Source organism: Fluoribacter dumoffii NY 23 (assembly GCF_000236165.1).
Taxonomy (GTDB): Bacteria; Pseudomonadota; Gammaproteobacteria; order Legionellales; family Legionellaceae; genus Legionella; species Legionella dumoffii.
Genome location: NZ_CM001373.1, coordinates 2,244,776 through 2,260,641, shown reverse-complemented (window position 1 = coordinate 2,260,641; position 15,866 = coordinate 2,244,776). Strand labels below are relative to the sequence as shown.

Below are 15,866 nucleotides of genomic sequence, written 5' to 3'. Positions count from 1 at the left end.
GCATTACCACGTCTGTCCAGAGCTTTTGGAGTAACTACCCCCTCGGAAACACGCATCACCAATAGCTTGCAGTTCTTCTTGAGTTCGACCCTCTCTTGAGCTGCTACAGGTGAGTGTTGCCAAGTGCTCAGCCTTTTTCTGAGCTTTGGTTTCAGCACTGTCGCAACCTGACAGAACACATGTAACAACCATAATTGATAAGCATAAGACTTTCATTTTCCTCTCCTTCATATGATGGGCTACCATTTTTTTCCTGAGCTTTTATGGTATTTACCTGATCTAAACTGTTCATCCCCTGCAGTCTGTATCGCTTCCTTGTTAGCACTCGCTGCATCTTTGACTGCCTGAGCATTCTGCTGTGCTAATAACACGCCTCGGATTTGAAGCAATTGATGGGATTGATTACTAGCTAATTGAGAAGCTGCTTGAAGAGCCTGTTTTTGGCCTGCAGCATTTTGTGCTTGAGATTGCAAAGTACGCAGCTTTGCAGAATCATTTTTTAAGCTCTGTTGTTGTTTATCAATCCCTTTAAGCATGGCGTCATTGGATCGCTTTTCAGCAACAGAAGCCGCTAATCTGCTTTGTTTGATTTTTCTAAGTTCTTCAGCAGAACATTGGCCATTACCATTAAAACACGGAGTCTTTTGGTAGTATTCCTGACTTTGGAATCGGTCAAGGTACCCTTGGAGGCTGCCAGCTTCCTGCTTGTAATAATCAATGGTATCAGTCGACTCAAGCAAATTATTAATAACCGAGTTGGCATTATCCCATTCAAAGGAAGTTAGTGACTTGGTGTTTTCCAACATATTTTGATACTGATCCATTTGATTTTTGTATTGATCTACTTGAGTTTTATATTCGCTAATTTGAGTTGCAAGTATTTTTCCATTTTGTAGCCAATTAACTGCATCAAACACGGGTGCTCCGCTTGCAAAAGCATGTAACCCCCAGAAATAAATAAACATGATTCTATATTTCATGACATTCTCCTTCATTAATAAGCAAATTGCCTATAGGGCTGTTTAAACGTTAAATCTTTCACCACGATGATATTGAAACGATAACCTGGTCGAACATTGATGGTGGGAGACACATTCAGGTTTTTTGAAACCAGTTGCGAAGTGACCTCGCCCAACTGTTGCCCCAAAGCCTGACTCATGACGCTGCCAGCTGTGGGCTGGGCGTAACCGAATTGGTTAGATTGATTGGTATTTTGGCTATAAGTAATGCCAGCAATAATGCCTGACATTAAAAGTGCTGAACCATAAATTCGCGCATAATGATGATCTACCTGATCGCGAAATCCGGCATATCCAGCACTATCAGAACCAGGCATAGAGCCAATATCCAAGGCCTTACTATCTGGAAAAACCAGGCGTTGCCATGCCACTAATACAGAGTTCTGACCAAAAGGGACATCACTGGAATATAGTCCCAATATTTTGGTTCCTTGAGGTATTAAAAGATATTTTCCGGTAGCGGTGTCATATACGTTTTGTGAGACCTGAGCTATGATTTGGCCTGGTAATTCTGAGGAAATGCCACTAATCATTACCCCTGGAATTACACTACCAGCTCTTAGTTCGTATCGACTGTTTGGGCTTTGAAGTGTTGAATTTAAATGCCAGCGCATTTCATTTTCTTCACCACCTAAAGTTTGTGGTATGGGTTTGGGCTGCCTGCCTTGTAATAATGCGAGCTGCTCTTTAAACGCTAATGAAGGGTCGATGTTTAATGCCATCTCATTGCTATTCATCGACGTTTTGGTAGTGTCGCGATTATTCAATCGTGGGTTATCGACCATTACGGATGTCTTAGCTTTGACAGCCTCTTCAAATTCTTGAGTTTTTTCCTGACGAATGCGCTCGATTTCAGCTTCAGATACATCTTGTGTCAGAGTATCTTCTTTATGTGGAAGTTGCTCAGGAATGGGCAAAGGGGTTGTTTCACTGTTAGCTATCGTGACACTCTGGGGCGGAATTACTGCTGATTTATGGTTTCCTACCACGTCATTGGCAAGGCTCATGGTATTTTTCTTTGGGTTTTTAACCTTCACTATTTCTGGTGGCTGGTTTTGCGCATTAGCTCGTTTATTGGCAACAAATGCGATGAGCACCACAAAAAGAGTTAAAATACCAATTGCAATCATTAGTGGCACATTATTTACACGTTTTACTCCTGCGGTTTGAAGCTTTTGCGGTGAATTATCTGGTGACAAATAATCATTATTTTGATTCATAGTTCTTATTCCTTATGAGTCCATGCGCTGACAGGGATGATATTTTCATGGCTTTTTGCATACAGACGGCTCAATGTTTGCATTCCTACAAAAAGGCTTACTCGATAACTTTGAGGTTTAAGCTCATCAAGCACATAGAAAAAATTAGCTTTATTCTTAGGGCATTGATTTTCATTGATGCCATAACCCTTTTTTCTCAAGTTTTGAATAAGACTTAAGCCAAAGCCATCTGTTACTCTTTGGCCAATACAAAATGTATTTTGAGCAGGTGGATATACTCGCGTTAATTGAGTGGCTGCATCTGCCGCCAAATAAGCATCTTTGCCTTGAGGCATTTGAGTGAAATTGCCATAACGCATGCTGGCACAGCTTGATAACAAGACAGCAAGCAACAAAAAACTTAATTTTTTCATCTTCAGCACCTTGTAATAGTAATTTTTTCTTGAGAGGAGCCGCTACCGATAACCAATATGGCTTTATCAAAAACCCCATCCACGATGTAACGGCAACCCTGAAGGCGATAATTGACCATGACGGACTCAGATTTTTTAAATAGTCCTCGAGCTCTTAAAACTAGCAGAGCGGGCGCTTCACTTTGAGCCATGGTTCTTGGCATCTCAATAATCGTTTTGACACCATTGTTATAAACTCTAACTGGCTTAAACCGGGTATTGCCTTGAATTCGATAATTGAAGTTAAGGGAGCCAAGATATTCATTGGTTTCTGGTAAGGTATCTACTTTTCTTCTTTCAGCCTGAATGTGTTGTAGTAACTGCCATTTTGCTTTGGCTTCATCAGGATAAGTAAACGAAATGTAAGGCATAAATTCGGTTCTATCTGACTTTAATCTAAAGTGATATGTTCTTCTGTCTGTGGTGACTACCAAAGAAGAATCAAGCCCTACATCTTTAGGTTTTATTAGCAGATGGATTTGTTGCATAGCCCCAGATCCTGTGACAGATGGTTCAACAACAAAACGTGGGTCACCGACGTTCATGTCGTTAAACTGCTCACCTGGTTGAAGGGCAATATCACACACTTGTAAAGGCGCACAAACTACCCTGATTTGCCCTGATCCATAAATAAAACTGACTGAACCATCAGCCGAAGCGAAAGGTTTACTTGTTTTTTCTCCTTTTTGTGTACGCTCTGCAATATCTAAACCTTGTTTTTCCTGACTCGATAGCTTGGGTACAGTATCCGAAAAATAATGCTCGGCCAGAATAGTGTTATCCAATGCAAAACTTGTGAGCGGTGTTAATAAACAAAATAGCTGCATTATTCTTTTCATTGCTGTTCTCCATGCTTTAATTCGTAGGACCAGTTAAAATCACGCACATAAATCAGGTGGGGATTTTTTAAAATTGACTCACTGGTAACATCATTGACTTCATTCTCCTGATACATCGTAATCATCGCCTTCATCATGCGAGGCTTTTCCTTAAGCGTGCCATCACGATTTCTCACTGTTTCAATCCAATCAACTTGCCAGGTTTCATCTGATTCTTGAAGCACTGAACGTATGTCAATGCTCACAATCTCAAAGGCAGCTCTTTCAAAAGGATTAGATTGCTGTTTGTCGCTGTAGAATTCTTGAACCTTGGCAAGGGCTGCATCATTGGCATTTAAATAGGAATACACTTGAAATACAGCTTTCTTTTGTAGTTCTACATCAAGGCTTACCATGCGTATGTTTTCAATAAAATGGGCAGCTGCAGCACGATAATCATCAATGCTTGCCTCACCAACTCTATCAGCACGAGTAACTGATAAGGTGTTGCCATTGGCATCTTGTTGAAACACCAAAGGGATAAACTTAGATTGACTACCTATTGCGATGAGTCCACCAACTGCTGCCAATGCGATTAAGAGACTACTTAAGCCAACCAACTGCCAAACTTGTAGGGATTTCATAAGTCCTGCGGTATGAACATTCCATGCTCGTCTGGCGCTGAGGTAGGGGTTATTCGTTACACTTTTTTTCATGCTGCTTCTCCGTACTGAGCCAAAGGAATACCTTTTTCTGAAAGCCATTGAGAGACCCACTCATCTTCATACTTCAATTCCAATTGCTTCATACGCGCAATCGAATCGGGATCTGTTGCACCTACAAACGCCAAGGCCAAAGGTCCTAACGCCAATTGATAAAGCCTCTGGCCTTTTTCACTGACATAGTAGTAATCACGTTTGGGAAGGGCCGCTGCTATGATGTCAATCTGGCGTGGATTTAAGCCCATGCGCTCATAAATGAGGCGGGTTTCAGGATCTCTTGCATACAAATTTGGTAAAAAGATTTTGGTGGCAGTTGATTCAACAATAATATCTAAGATTCCAGAGTTGGCAGCATGTGATAAATGTTGGGTTGCCATAAACACCACACAGTTTTTCTTAGCCATGGAATCAAGCCATTCAGCAATTTTGCTTTTAAATACAGGATGCGCCAACATCAACCAGGCTTCATCAAGCAAGATGAGGGTGGGGCGGCCATCTAATGAAGTTTCAATACGCCTAAAGAGATAAAGCAATACAGGCAATGCAAATTTTTCACCTAATCCCATTAAATGCTCGATTTCGAAGGTCATAAAGGAAGACAAGCCAAGCCCATCACTTTCTGCATCCAATAAATGCCCCATTAACCCATCTATGGTGTACTGCTTTAACGTTTCTCTAATGGGTTCATCCTGAATCGTCATGACAAATTCAGATAAGGTTTTAGAGCCACTTTGGTGCATGCTTAGAATGGCATGGCCGATTTCATTGCGCTGAGCTGGTGTGGTATTCAAACCATTCAAAGCTAGAATCGTATCAATCCACTCCATAGCCCAGGCTCTATCTGCTTTCGTCTCTAAAAACTGCAAGGGTGCAAAGGCAAGGCGAGAGTCTTTGTCTGCAATGGTGAAATGCTCCCCACCTGTTGCCTTACAGGTCGGATACATAGACATGCCTTTATCAAAAGAATAAATACGCGCATCTTTATATCGACGCCAGGATAATGCCAATAAACCAAGATGGGTTGATTTACCAGAGCGTGTGGGACCAAACATAATGCCATGACCTAAGTCTCTGACATGAAGATTCAGACGAAATGGGGCATTACCGCTGGTGACACAGTGCAGCAAAGGCGGTGAATGAGCCGGAAACAGTGGGCAGGGCGCTTTATGTTCACCAGTCCAAATGCTGGATGTTGGCAACAAGTCCGCCAGATTCATGGTATTCATTAGAGGCCGTCTGATGTTTTCAACACCATGGCCTGGTAGGCTGCCCATATAGGCATCCATGGTATTAATGGTTTCTGTTCGTGCGCTAAAGCCTAGCGCATTGATATTCTTTTCGATAAATAGTGCGGCTTTCTCAACGTTTGCTCTATCCTCATCCATTAATACAACGACGGATGTATAGTAGCCTTGACCCACCATTCCTGAATTGGTTTCGGCAATAGCTGCTTGCGCGTCATTAACCATGCTGAGTGCATCTTCATCAACGATACCGGAGTTAGTATTAAACATTTGGTCAAAAAAGCCTCTGACCTTTTGTTTCCATTTTTTACGGAATTTAGTGAAATGGGCTACAGCTTCATGAGGATCCATGAATATGAAGCGAGAGTTCCAGCGATATTCCACAGGTAATTGAGTCAACAGTGTTAAAATACCCGGGTAAGACTCCATAGGGAATCCTTCAATAGCAACACACTGAATGAACTTTCGGCCAATTTTGGGTGTTATACCTGGGATTAATTCCTGACCGCCTATGAGTGCATCCAGATAAATTGGATTTTTAGGCAGATTAACAGGATGGTTAATTCCCGTGACACAATATTGAATGTGTCTTAAAAAGTTATCCTGAGTGACTTTATGGTTTTCATTGCTGAGTATTTCTGAGCCTAACCTTTCCAGGTGAATTGCTGCGCTCATACGTGACTCAAAGTTTCTGCACGATTGCTTGAAGGTTTCAATCAATTGATGGGTTTTTTCTTTGTGGTTTAATTTCTCCCCTGAATCATCAAACATCAATTCAACAAAACGCTTTTGGGCCAATACAGGTGGATACCAGGTTAGTGTGATAACAAAATAGCCTTCATACAAAGCACCTATACTTTCAAAGTATTGCCTTCTTTCTTCGTCAACAGCCTTCGACACAGGATCGGGAAAGTATGAAGCACTGCACTCACTGTAACCAGGAGCAGCACGTCTTATGGCATCTACATGAATCATCCAGCCATTACCCATGGAGGTCATTGCCTGATTGATTCTAAAAGCCATCATTTCACGGGCTTCATCGGTAGTGTTAGCAATATCTTCACCTTGATAAAGCCAGGCTGCCATAAACGATCCATTTTTACCGATAATTACGCCATCATCGACTACCGCAGCATAATTTAGTAAATCAACTAATCCTGCTGTATGACTTCGATGTTTTTTGACATGGTGTTTACGACTTTTCATTCTAGCAGTGCTAAACAAAATACCTAATAGCAACAGCCCAGTAATACTGATTAAAAAGGTAATGAACTCAATCATAAATAACCCCCTTTATTATTACGAAAAGGGGTTGAACGTGCTGGGTAATAGGCCTGATAGCCTCTTTGTCTCAGATAAACGGCGCGCATTTTAGGATCGGCTTTTGCCATAAGCCTTAAACCTTTTAAAGATAAAAACCAAAGGGCAAAGCCAAAAAGTGCGGCAAGCCAATCTTGTGCTGCGAATATTAAGATTGCTGAAAGTAATCCAGAAAACATAACCAGCTCGCGGTCACCACCCATAAAAAGACTTGGGCGGTTACCACATCTGCGTATAGGAATGCTACGAAGACTCATGGCTGTGTCTCCATAGCTATTTTTGAGACTGAAGGTTTAGCAATTTCGGCTCCTTTGCCTGTAATTGCTGTCATGGTATTTTGTGCTGCAACCAAGAATGAAAGCACAAGTACAATAAAGAGAAGGGTTCGCAAAAAACCATTCATCTCACCACCAAAAATCAGCGTGGCTCCTGCACCAACCAAACCAATAATTGCAGCAGTAAAGGCAAATGGTCCTGTAATGGATTTTTGTATTTTGGTTAGATAGGAATCAAAAGGTAATCCTCCACCTGCACTTGATGCACATGCAGGATGTGTTATTAACAGAAGCAATAAAACAATCGCTCCCATCATCCATAGATTTCGATAATTAATATTGACTGCTTGGTTCATACCTATTCTCCTTAAATAAGTTGTTCTATGTTGTAATGACCGTTTTCATATCCTTTAACCGATATGATTTCTTCAACTCTGCGTCCTTGCGGGGTTCTTGCGATATGCACCACGCAATGAACCGTCTCACCAATTAAAGGTTCAATTTCAGAAGGGGCGGAGGGGTTACGGGTAATTAGTGATTTCAAACGATGAAGTCCAGCAAGACAGTTATTGGCATGCAAAGTAGCAGCACCACCCTCATGACCTGTATTCCAGGCATCGAGTAAATCCAGCGCTTCACTACCCCGAACTTCACCAACAAGGATTCGGTCTGGTCGCATCCTAAGCGTGGTTTTCAAAAGCTGGGTCATATTGACATCAAGAGTAGTGTGATATTGAACGCAGTTCTCAGCGGCGCATTGAATTTCACCCGTATCTTCAATGATGAAGACACGTTCAGCTGGTGAACTACAAACCATTTCATTGATAATGGCGTTCACCAAAGTAGTTTTACCAGAACCTGTGCCGCCAATGACTAGAATGTTTCGATGTGCAATAACGGCTTTTTTAATCACAGCACATTGTGCTTCTGTCATAATTTCCGATTTTACATAGTCATTCAGTGTAAAAACCGAAATGGCCTTTTTACGAATCGCAAAGGTTGGTTTTGAGACCACTGGTGGCAGCTGCCCTGCAAAACGTGATCCATCCAGTGGCAGCTCACCTTCCAGTATCGGATTAAAACGGGTTACTTCCTTACCATGAAAGCCCGCAACAGTTTTAATGATGGATTCGGCACGGGCGTCAGTGATACTACCTATACAACGCATGGTTTCACCAAGCCGTTCCTGCCAAAGCTTGCCATCCGCATTGAGCATGATTTCAACGGTTTTAGGATCACTTAGCGCTTGTTCAATCACGCCGCCTAAATCACGTCTTAGCTTTTCACGGGCGCGGTCTTTAACCGTTACTCCTTGTTCTTCTTGTGCCTTCATACGATATAATCCTCAATTACTGATGATTTTAAGCAGACTTCAATCCGTGCTTGAATTTGCTAATTAAACGGTCAACAATGCTTTCCTTATTCGGAAGAGAGTCATTGAACCATTGATCTTTTTGGCGTTCCCGATAAATGCGTCTTTGAATTTCATCACGGTGAACTGGAATTGATTGAGGGGCATCAAAAGCAAGGCGAACTTCACCATCACGATAACCCACTACAGTGCAGTAAACCTCCTCACTGATAACAACAGATTCCCCAACTTTTCTTGTTAAAACCAACATATCTCTTCTCCTTCTGTTATTTAAATAAATAGGCTTTACATTGCCTGATATGCTCTTCAACCACTTCTTTACTGGTTGGTTGATGTTTTTCGGATGCGACATAAAAAGCATTTCGCTTTTTGATATCACGACAAAAACCAATCATTTGCGGCAGGGTAGGAGGCATTTCGCAATGCTCGCGGCAATCAATAATGACCTGATTCAAAATTTCATCACTGAATTGACTTAAGCCCTCCAGCCACTCCTTCTTGGCAAAATCCAAAAACCCATCGCTCTTAAACTGGCTACGCCACAAATGTCCGTAAAAGACAGCAAAGCGAGTAAACAGGTTCTCAATACGCTTTTTATTGCTGTCTGTAGCATTGGAAGTTGATGACGTTGGATTGCTGGCATTCGTCTTCATCGATGCTTGCTGTGTCTCCTGTTTCTGGATTCCAGAAGGGATCACAGGTTGTGTTTTCAGTATTTGCGCGGCGCTTCTCATTCCTTCTCTCCTGCGTTAATTCGATTTTGACTTCATCTTCCCAGCATTTTTGAGACAACCAGTTGGCTGGAAATTTCCAAGCTGGAACCCATTCGCCATTCGCTTCTTTTTCTGTACGGGCTTTGATTTGTTGAGCAAGGGCTTGCAACATGCTTTGCAGCAGAAGCTCATCTGGATTGATTTGTTTGAAAATTTCAAAGGCACGTTCACGTGACTTTTTCTCGGGGTACATACGCCAGAAATGGTCGAAGCGTTGTAATAAATAAATATAATTATTTTCTTTTATTAGAGGTGTGTCGGCTTTTAGGATTTTATCTGTGTCGGCTTTTACCTCTGCATCCTCAGAAGCCCCTGTATTTACAAGGAGTTTCGCGTTTGGTTTTGTGTCGGCTTGCTGTGTCGGGTTTGTGTCGGGTTTATTTTGGACGGAATAACTGATATCTGCTAAAAGACATTTTAAAATAAGATGTTTATCGAAAGATTGAATGGAAATAAGACCTGATCGTTCAAGCCCTTTAATGGCTCGGCGAATTTGCTGACGGCTAGGACTTCCTGATTCTGTAATGCCTTGATGAGGTTCAATATAAAGCACTTCAGTCAGCGATTGATAACTGATACGTCGCTTAATCCCTACTATGTATGTATTGCGATCCATGTAAGGTCGAATCCCTCTTAAGTAGGTAATTTGCTGGATATATGAAAGCCCACAGAGGGCATCCAATTCCTTGTCATTCACTGTAAAGTACATAAATAATCCGTTATTCCTTAACTAAAGCCTTAGCACCCAATCAAACTTGTGATAACATTTTGAGAACTTAAGACAAAAAAATAGCTCTTAATGAGTTTAAGTACTCGAAACGAGTAGTTTATAAATCTCAAAATAACACATATTGAGCTATAGTCAATATGTAAATGGATTAATTTATTAACCAAACACTGTGGAATGGGCATGAACATCAAAGAGAAAATTGGTCAAAGAATCATGAATGAACGAAAGGCCAAAGGATTGACGAGAAAGGCATTGGCTGAGTTGACCAGTGAGTTGAAAATTTCACGCATTAATAATTATGAAAGAGGGGACCGTACCCCTGGCCCAACAGAAATTAAATTACTAGCTGATGCTCTGGAAGTTTCAGCTTCTTATTTGATGTGCTTAACTGATAACCGTGAAGGGAAGATGACAAAATCCCTTGGCATGGGTGCATTGATTCCTGTCTTGGATTACAAACAAGCAATTGATTCAGCTACTTTCATCCAGAAAATCAAAGAGGATGTTGATACCAAAGTTGAGTTTATTCCTGTCAGTACAGCTGTCAGTGATAGCATTGGAAAAAATGCTTTTGCCCTGCTGATAAAAGATGAAAGCATGATACCGGAGTTTCGAATTAATGATGTCCTCATTGTAGATCCTGATACAAGCTCTAAGCCCGGCGATTTTGTAGTGGCCTTGATTGAGGGAGAGCAGGAAGTAATTGTTCGCAAGTATAAGCAATTATCGGCCTCAAAAGATACTCAGCAGTTTGAGCTAATTGCACTTAACGAGGATTGGGCTGACATTCGTGTAGGTTCTAGGGAAATGCAAGCCCAGATTATTGGATGCGCGGTTAGTTTGATCCGGAGATTAAAAGGCTAAATACTTAGGGATTTTCGATCTCACTTGAAAGAGTAATTATCTGATCGCCTTAAAAATACATATTTTGGTGAAAAATATTAATCGCAAATGAGCAAAGGGTTTAAATGATCTTTGTAAACTCTGCCATTAGGCACAAACCTATCCATTATGTGTAAAATCAGATATTTTCTATGGTATAATGTGAAAATATTTGTGGTTAAAAGGACTTATCTCATGCCAAATCCAAATGATGAATATCGCACATTAATCCTTCAATGGTTTTACGATAGAAATGCTAATGCTACCAGTAAATATGGAAAAAAAGGATCTGCTGTAAAAATCAGTGAAATCAAAAAAAGCTTAAAGGAAAAGCGTGGTTTAACACAGAACCAAGTACAATCAAATCTAACCTACTTGATAGACAAAAATTGGATAAATGAAACTGAAACAGAAAAAACAATTTATGTGAACCAAGGGGAAAGAGTAAATAAAACAACTTGGTATGAAATTTCCTCTGATGGTATTGATAAAATAGAAGAGGAGTCTGAATTTAAGGAAAACCCTAGATATGCAGGGATTAATATTAATGCAACTGGTAGTAATGTCATCACCATGGGGGATGGTAATATTATCAATACCCAATTTCAATCCTTGCACAATGAACTTACAGAATTGAAAAAAATAATAGTGAGTAGCAGGTTAAGCGATAAAGAAAAGCTTGATATAGCTGCAGACATTGAGACCTTGAAGGATCAGCTGATAAAACCAGAACCAGATAAAACTATTATTGGTCACCTATGGTCTAATATCAAGAAGGTTGCTGACATTATAGATGTATCAGATAAGATAATAAAAATCTCTCCTTTAATATCTACAATAATAGGTTGTTAACAATTATAACAATAGTTTACTTTTCTACTATGTACAGAGAGTTTGAGAAAAAGTAATCAATGACCAATCAGCATGGTGAAATACTGAAATAAGTGCTGAGCTTTTTCTGGTCTGAAGAAATCCCTTCCAGCCAATACCTGGCTCACCATCAACGGGCTGGCCTCGAGAATTTGAGCTAGCCCTTTACAGCCCAATTCACTGTAGGACAGAATATAATCAATCAAATACTTCTGAGTATCTTTTTTTAATTGAAACTTAACATCAATAACAGGTTCTGCGACCTCGATAAAACATTCCATGTAACAACCCCACTTTCATATTATTACGGCATAGTCCAGTCGAAAAATAGTAAACCATAGCCGTGATGTCGATAAAATTAGTTTTTTTACATAGAAAAGATCAGAGGTAAAATGCAATTATGCTCTATTTTATATCAACTGTTATCGTTTGATACTCCTTTTTATGCGGTTGTTATAGCCTCTGATAATACTGAATCTGTTTTTTGCTCAATAACAGGTTTAATTCTTTTGGCGATCAAGTAAAGGAAAACGGCTCCCAATAGTGCCCACATACCCAGCTGGTTAAACACATGCTGGTAATCGCCATTGGATAGCAATGGATTTGTGGACTCACCCATGGCATTGGAAAAGTAATGTGATAACGATGCTGATACGCCTGATACCATCATCCAAGTACCCATGAGCACACCTTGTAATTGTGGTGGGGAAATTCTGCCGATCATAGCATAGCCTACCGGTCCTATCAGCAACTCCGCAATTGCTTGAGTGGTAAAATGGAGCATTACCCAATAAACACTAATATATCCATGCTTATTGGCAGAGAGGATACCACCGGATAAAAAGAAGAAGGAACCTGCAAGTATTAAAAAGGCCCAGATGAATTGTTTGGTTACTGATACATTGTATCCTTTTGCCTGTAGTCGTGTTAGCACTATTGATAATAACGGGGCGCCGATAATGATGACGATGGCGTTGATATTCAAAATCCATTGGGTTGCCATTTCATAATGGAACAGGTGTTTATCGACATTGTTTTTAATAAATAGGGTTACGCCCATTGGGCCTGTGAAGTAGATCATCCAGAATAAGATTGATGTTACCGTCAGGATTAGAAAAGTCATTATCTTTTGCTTATCCAAAGTCGATTTTTGTTGGTAGCCAAGGTATAAAATGACGAAAAACATAATAACGCTGAGGCCCACTACAACTCCGTTACTGAACTGGGCTTTATAAAAACAAAGTAAGGTGAATGGGATAAGGGATAAAATAATTCCCCATCCAATAGTTTTTTTGTAATTCAGCGAAGCTGTGCTTTTAACTTTGAGTAACGGGGTATCACGATCACTCAAGGTCGACCAGTAACCCCACATAAGCAACAGCGTGATTACATTTGGAATTATGCTGGCATAGAGCAGAGTTTGATATTGATTGGAGTAATCAAAAAACCCGCTGATGATGTAGCCAGCGCAAAAGCCCACGTTCATGGCGGAGTAGCTGAAGAAAAAGGCTTTATCTCTGCGGTTATCATCTGGTGCAAAGCGTTGCGTCAGTATGCTGTTGTACGCGGTAGTATTTAAACCACAACCAACCAGAAATAAACTGAGCCCAAGGTAAAGCAGCGAATCAACTGAAAGTGCCAAAAGTAAAATACCAATCGTTTGTATGGCTGTGGTAATCAAAAACAAGGATCGGTTACTTAAAAATCGTCCGCCAACTACTCCGCCGAGTAAATGCAGAACATAGTTAAATGCTAGAAATAACCCAACAATGCTGTTTGAAAGGGTATTAGACAATCCTAATTGTTTAGTGAGAAACAGAGATAATGAGGAATATAGAATTGCATAGGAAAAGGTTGAAAAAGCTTGTATTAAATACAGGGGCATGATTCCTTTTGGCATTTTTTCTGATAACAACATATTTTTTCCCTAAAACTATTTTGGAAGGTGACTCTACCATTAAAAATGGATAAACTTAATCCCTTTCTGCAATTATCCTGATTTTCAAGGGATGATAATTGATATTTAATTGCTGTATGGGTGTTTAGGAATGAACAAAATTACTAGAGTTTCATGGGATGAAGTCAAGCATCAAGTAAAGCAAGTCAACGAATCGATATATCGTGTCATTGAAGAAATTAAACCTGACAAAAAAATACCATTCTTTGTAGCTCGTTATAAATTTGGTGAGCATTTTGGTATTAAAAATCATGCTTATCTGCCAACCAGTAGTGGTCAAATGGAAAAGATTGACAGCAAGCACACCGATAATGAATTATTCAATCATCTTGGCTATGGTAAAAATAGTTTACCTTTGGGTTTAATATTGGATAAGTTTTGCGAGTGGCATTATTTTGGTGAAGATGATCGCATCTTTCCTGATTGTGTTCAGGGGCCTGGTGCAATTTTTAATATGCAGGTTATTTTTGATGAGGATCAGACGGTAGATAATAATGTGCTGTCTGTCTCATCTGGTGCACTTTCATCCTTTTTATTACCAAATATCGGTTGCAAAAGAAAGCATACAAGAATTCAGAAATATTTTAATGTTGCTGTTTCGGCTCCCAAGTCTCCTTATGAACATTACCTGGTATTCAAAGAGATATTGAAGGATAAAAATACTATCGATATCTGGCATAGCGAGATTCTTTATTTTTCCGAGCAGTTTATCAATGAAGTTAAACATAATGATAAATGGCTTAAGCTGAAACTATACTTCTCGGAGTCGTTAAGGAAAAAACTGACGCAAAATACTTACGATGCTTCTTGTAACGATTTATTCCTCAGTGCCAAGAGCATTAATCGTTTCAGACCTACGCCATTCATTATGGATACAGCAAAATACATTTTTAATATTTGCATGGGCTCAGGTATTGGTGTGAAACCTGCAATTGATGAGCAATACTTTCCAGTTAAGACGATTCAGAAAATTTATAATGAATGTTATGACTTAGAATACACAGCGACAGTTATGGTTCCATCAGCCTTGAATGGTCAGTCTGATAGTGTTTATTATCCCTTACAGTGCCCCTTTGCCAAGATTAATACATTTAAAACCAATCAAAGCAATAGCGCTTATAGTGAACTGGAAATGCTAAAAAATGTGCTGTTGGCTTATCAGTCGGAGTTTACTGCAGATAATAGTACCGCTTTTGGAAGTCCACTTTACCATGTAAGCAAACAAACTGAATTTTCTTTTTACCACTATAAATCCTCTAGTAATAAGAGCATTTATAGTTCTGAGGAATTAGAAGGTACAGATAACAGATTTGCTTTTTCTTATTACAGTGACAAAACGCAATTTGCCAGCGATGCGAAGTTATTTAGAGGTTGCGTTAGATTAAGAAAACAATAAGGTATGTATATGAGAATATTAGAAACAGAACGATTATTTCTGCGCACTTTTCAAGAAAAGGATGTTGAATCATTAATTGCTATTAACCAGGACCAAAAAGTGATGCAGTTTTTCCCGGCTGTACCCACTCGGGAGGAAACCATTGCTTTCATAGATAAAATTATTTCTCATCAGGAAGAAAAGAACTTCTCTCTTTATGCTGCTGAAATTAAAAAGACTGGCGAGATGATAGGTTTTGGCTCTACACCAAATAAGGGGGCACTTTAATCAAATTAGTCTAGACTAAGTCCTTGATTTTGCGATCAAAAAGGAGATTAAAGTGCCGAAGTACAATCTTATCCTAAATTTACCTGGATTTTCCATAGTAAAAGTGAGCGGATATCAACCGTTATTATTAGATGTAAGATACAACCGATTAGTGCGTTGTAGTCACTGTCAAAGTAAGAAAGTACGGAAGAAAGCTTCATATATTCGAAGAGTTCATCATGAGTTAATTGGACATCGTCGAAGTATATTAAGGTTTAAAGCGTATAAGTTGTATTGTTATGCGTGTAGTCGTTATGGTAATCAACAATTCCCCGGTATTAATAAACATCAACGTGCTACTTGGCGAGTGCAGGCGGCGGTGTTTCATGAGCATAGCCGAGGAGTTTCTCAAAAAGACTTATCAGACCGCTATAAGAAAGGCAAAGCGACCATAGAACGTTGGTATCAACGTCACTATGAAGAGCAGCATAGGGAGTTAATTAATAAACCCTGTCCTGTAGTGCTTGGTATTGATGTGGTTCAATTGATTTAGACACTCCAGTTAAGAGA

19 protein-coding genes and 1 pseudogene are annotated in these 15,866 nt (G+C 39.8%); 5 read left to right on the top strand and 15 right to left on the bottom strand.

What is annotated here, in order from left to right:
• Window positions 1-3: 3 nt before the first annotated feature.
• Genes KYQ_RS10145 through KYQ_RS10085 form a run of 13 tightly spaced genes read right to left on the bottom strand, consistent with a single transcriptional unit; the run spans window position 4 to window position 9,924 of the window.
• Window positions 4-216 carry a hypothetical protein gene (locus KYQ_RS10145; protein ID WP_027220163.1) on the bottom strand — a complete coding sequence of 71 codons (213 nt, stop codon included), beginning with the start codon at window positions 214-216 and terminating at the stop codon, window positions 4-6.
• Between the two features lie 23 nt (window positions 217-239).
• A complete protein-coding gene (trbJ, locus tag KYQ_RS10140) occupies window positions 240-980 on the bottom strand; it encodes a P-type conjugative transfer protein TrbJ (protein ID WP_019349990.1) in 741 nt (246 codons plus the stop codon).
• 14 nt (window positions 981-994) lie between these two features.
• The gene (locus KYQ_RS10135) at window positions 995-2,239 is read right to left on the bottom strand and encodes a TrbI/VirB10 family protein (RefSeq protein WP_019349989.1); all 1,245 of its coding nucleotides are present in this window, start codon (window positions 2,237-2,239) and stop codon (window positions 995-997) included.
• A gap of 5 nt (window positions 2,240-2,244) precedes the next feature.
• Window positions 2,245-2,652, bottom strand: a complete 408-nt coding sequence (locus KYQ_RS10130; protein WP_019349988.1) for a conjugal transfer protein TrbH — start codon at window positions 2,650-2,652, stop codon at window positions 2,245-2,247.
• Between the two features lie 2 nt (window positions 2,653-2,654).
• On the bottom strand, window positions 2,655-3,530 hold the full coding sequence (gene trbG / locus KYQ_RS10125; RefSeq protein WP_019349987.1) for a P-type conjugative transfer protein TrbG: 876 nt from the start codon (window positions 3,528-3,530) through the stop codon (window positions 2,655-2,657).
• Window positions 3,527-4,225: a conjugal transfer protein TrbF gene (locus KYQ_RS10120; protein ID WP_019349986.1), complete on the bottom strand. Its 699-nt coding sequence runs from the start codon at window positions 4,223-4,225 to the stop codon at window positions 3,527-3,529. The genes trbG and KYQ_RS10120 overlap by 4 nt, the downstream gene beginning before the upstream one ends.
• Complete coding sequence (locus tag KYQ_RS10115; protein ID WP_019349985.1) at window positions 4,222-6,756, bottom strand: VirB4 family type IV secretion/conjugal transfer ATPase; 2,535 nt, start codon at window positions 6,754-6,756, stop codon at window positions 4,222-4,224. The genes KYQ_RS10120 and KYQ_RS10115 overlap by 4 nt, the downstream gene beginning before the upstream one ends.
• The gene (locus tag KYQ_RS10110; RefSeq protein ID WP_019349984.1) at window positions 6,753-7,052 is read right to left on the bottom strand and encodes a conjugal transfer protein TrbD; all 300 of its coding nucleotides are present in this window, start codon (window positions 7,050-7,052) and stop codon (window positions 6,753-6,755) included. Before KYQ_RS10110 ends, KYQ_RS10115 begins: the two co-directional genes overlap by 4 nt.
• Window positions 7,049-7,426 carry a TrbC/VirB2 family protein gene (locus KYQ_RS10105; RefSeq protein WP_019349983.1) on the bottom strand — a complete coding sequence of 126 codons (378 nt, stop codon included), beginning with the start codon at window positions 7,424-7,426 and terminating at the stop codon, window positions 7,049-7,051. The genes KYQ_RS10110 and KYQ_RS10105 overlap by 4 nt, the downstream gene beginning before the upstream one ends.
• An 11-nt stretch (window positions 7,427-7,437) precedes the next feature.
• Window positions 7,438-8,403 (bottom strand): P-type conjugative transfer ATPase TrbB, encoded by a 966-nt coding sequence (trbB, locus tag KYQ_RS10100; RefSeq protein ID WP_019349982.1) that lies wholly within the window; start codon window positions 8,401-8,403, stop codon window positions 7,438-7,440.
• A 28-nt stretch (window positions 8,404-8,431) separates the two neighbouring features.
• On the bottom strand, window positions 8,432-8,692 hold the full coding sequence (gene csrA, locus KYQ_RS10095) for a carbon storage regulator CsrA (protein WP_019349981.1): 261 nt from the start codon (window positions 8,690-8,692) through the stop codon (window positions 8,432-8,434).
• Window positions 8,693-8,708: 16 nt separating this feature from the next.
• Window positions 8,709-9,020, bottom strand: a complete 312-nt coding sequence (locus KYQ_RS10090) for a Vir protein (protein WP_027220162.1) — start codon at window positions 9,018-9,020, stop codon at window positions 8,709-8,711.
• A 16-nt stretch (window positions 9,021-9,036) separates the two neighbouring features.
• Window positions 9,037-9,924 (bottom strand): LvrA C-terminal domain-related protein, encoded by an 888-nt coding sequence (locus KYQ_RS10085; RefSeq protein ID WP_019349979.1) that lies wholly within the window; start codon window positions 9,922-9,924, stop codon window positions 9,037-9,039.
• A 201-nt stretch (window positions 9,925-10,125) separates the two neighbouring features.
• Between KYQ_RS10085 and KYQ_RS10080 the strand changes: the two genes are divergently transcribed.
• Window positions 10,126-10,809 (top strand): helix-turn-helix domain-containing protein, encoded by a 684-nt coding sequence (locus KYQ_RS10080; RefSeq protein ID WP_019349978.1) that lies wholly within the window; start codon window positions 10,126-10,128, stop codon window positions 10,807-10,809.
• Window positions 10,810-11,022: 213 nt separating this feature from the next.
• On the top strand, window positions 11,023-11,679 hold the full coding sequence (locus tag KYQ_RS10075; protein WP_019349977.1) for a hypothetical protein: 657 nt from the start codon (window positions 11,023-11,025) through the stop codon (window positions 11,677-11,679).
• Window positions 11,680-11,735: 56 nt separating this feature from the next.
• Here the strand turns inward: KYQ_RS10075 and KYQ_RS10070 are convergent, their stop codons facing one another.
• Both KYQ_RS10070 and KYQ_RS10065 read right to left on the bottom strand, forming a co-directional pair.
• On the bottom strand, window positions 11,736-11,978 hold the full coding sequence (locus KYQ_RS10070) for a hypothetical protein (protein WP_019349976.1): 243 nt from the start codon (window positions 11,976-11,978) through the stop codon (window positions 11,736-11,738).
• 161 nt (window positions 11,979-12,139) lie between these two features.
• Window positions 12,140-13,615, bottom strand: a complete 1,476-nt coding sequence (locus KYQ_RS10065; RefSeq protein WP_019349975.1) for a peptide MFS transporter — start codon at window positions 13,613-13,615, stop codon at window positions 12,140-12,142.
• A 130-nt stretch (window positions 13,616-13,745) separates the two neighbouring features.
• Here KYQ_RS10065 and KYQ_RS10060 point away from each other — a divergent pair, with 130 nt between their 5' ends.
• From KYQ_RS10060 to KYQ_RS18345, 3 genes and pseudogenes are all read left to right on the top strand, one after another.
• The gene (locus KYQ_RS10060) at window positions 13,746-15,050 is read left to right on the top strand and encodes a hypothetical protein (protein WP_019349974.1); all 1,305 of its coding nucleotides are present in this window, start codon (window positions 13,746-13,748) and stop codon (window positions 15,048-15,050) included.
• Window positions 15,051-15,059: 9 nt separating this feature from the next.
• Window positions 15,060-15,317 (top strand): GNAT family N-acetyltransferase, encoded by a 258-nt coding sequence (locus tag KYQ_RS18350; protein ID WP_019349973.1) that lies wholly within the window; start codon window positions 15,060-15,062, stop codon window positions 15,315-15,317.
• A gap of 52 nt (window positions 15,318-15,369) precedes the next feature.
• Window positions 15,370-15,831: pseudogene (locus KYQ_RS18345) on the top strand (helix-turn-helix domain-containing protein); the annotation flags it as partial.
• Window positions 15,832-15,866: the final 35 nt, after the last annotated feature.

What these genes read in the sequence shown, in the direction of transcription:
- KYQ_RS10145 (WP_027220163.1), bottom strand. Translation starts at nt 216, where the DNA reads ATGAAAGTCTTATGCTTATCAATTATGGTTGTTACATGTGTTCTGTCA.
- trbJ (WP_019349990.1), bottom strand. Translation starts at nt 980, where the DNA reads ATGAAATATAGAATCATGTTTATTTATTTCTGGGGGTTACATGCTTTT.
- KYQ_RS10135 (WP_019349989.1), bottom strand. Translation starts at nt 2,239, where the DNA reads ATGAATCAAAATAATGATTATTTGTCACCAGATAATTCACCGCAAAAG.
- KYQ_RS10130 (WP_019349988.1), bottom strand. Translation starts at nt 2,652, where the DNA reads ATGAAAAAATTAAGTTTTTTGTTGCTTGCTGTCTTGTTATCAAGCTGT.
- trbG (WP_019349987.1), bottom strand. Translation starts at nt 3,530, where the DNA reads ATGAAAAGAATAATGCAGCTATTTTGTTTATTAACACCGCTCACAAGT.
- KYQ_RS10120 (WP_019349986.1), bottom strand. Translation starts at nt 4,225, where the DNA reads ATGAAAAAAAGTGTAACGAATAACCCCTACCTCAGCGCCAGACGAGCA.
- KYQ_RS10115 (WP_019349985.1), bottom strand. Translation starts at nt 6,756, where the DNA reads ATGATTGAGTTCATTACCTTTTTAATCAGTATTACTGGGCTGTTGCTA.
- KYQ_RS10110 (WP_019349984.1), bottom strand. Translation starts at nt 7,052, where the DNA reads ATGAGTCTTCGTAGCATTCCTATACGCAGATGTGGTAACCGCCCAAGT.
- KYQ_RS10105 (WP_019349983.1), bottom strand. Translation starts at nt 7,426, where the DNA reads ATGAACCAAGCAGTCAATATTAATTATCGAAATCTATGGATGATGGGA.
- trbB (WP_019349982.1), bottom strand. Translation starts at nt 8,403, where the DNA reads ATGAAGGCACAAGAAGAACAAGGAGTAACGGTTAAAGACCGCGCCCGT.
- csrA (WP_019349981.1), bottom strand. Translation starts at nt 8,692, where the DNA reads ATGTTGGTTTTAACAAGAAAAGTTGGGGAATCTGTTGTTATCAGTGAG.
- KYQ_RS10085 (WP_019349979.1), bottom strand. Translation starts at nt 9,924, where the DNA reads ATGTACTTTACAGTGAATGACAAGGAATTGGATGCCCTCTGTGGGCTT.
- KYQ_RS10080 (WP_019349978.1), top strand. Translation starts at nt 10,126, where the DNA reads ATGAACATCAAAGAGAAAATTGGTCAAAGAATCATGAATGAACGAAAG.
- KYQ_RS10075 (WP_019349977.1), top strand. Translation starts at nt 11,023, where the DNA reads ATGCCAAATCCAAATGATGAATATCGCACATTAATCCTTCAATGGTTT.
- KYQ_RS10070 (WP_019349976.1), bottom strand. Translation starts at nt 11,978, where the DNA reads ATGGAATGTTTTATCGAGGTCGCAGAACCTGTTATTGATGTTAAGTTT.
- KYQ_RS10065 (WP_019349975.1), bottom strand. Translation starts at nt 13,615, where the DNA reads ATGTTGTTATCAGAAAAAATGCCAAAAGGAATCATGCCCCTGTATTTA.
- KYQ_RS10060 (WP_019349974.1), top strand. Translation starts at nt 13,746, where the DNA reads ATGAACAAAATTACTAGAGTTTCATGGGATGAAGTCAAGCATCAAGTA.
- KYQ_RS18350 (WP_019349973.1), top strand. Translation starts at nt 15,060, where the DNA reads ATGAGAATATTAGAAACAGAACGATTATTTCTGCGCACTTTTCAAGAA.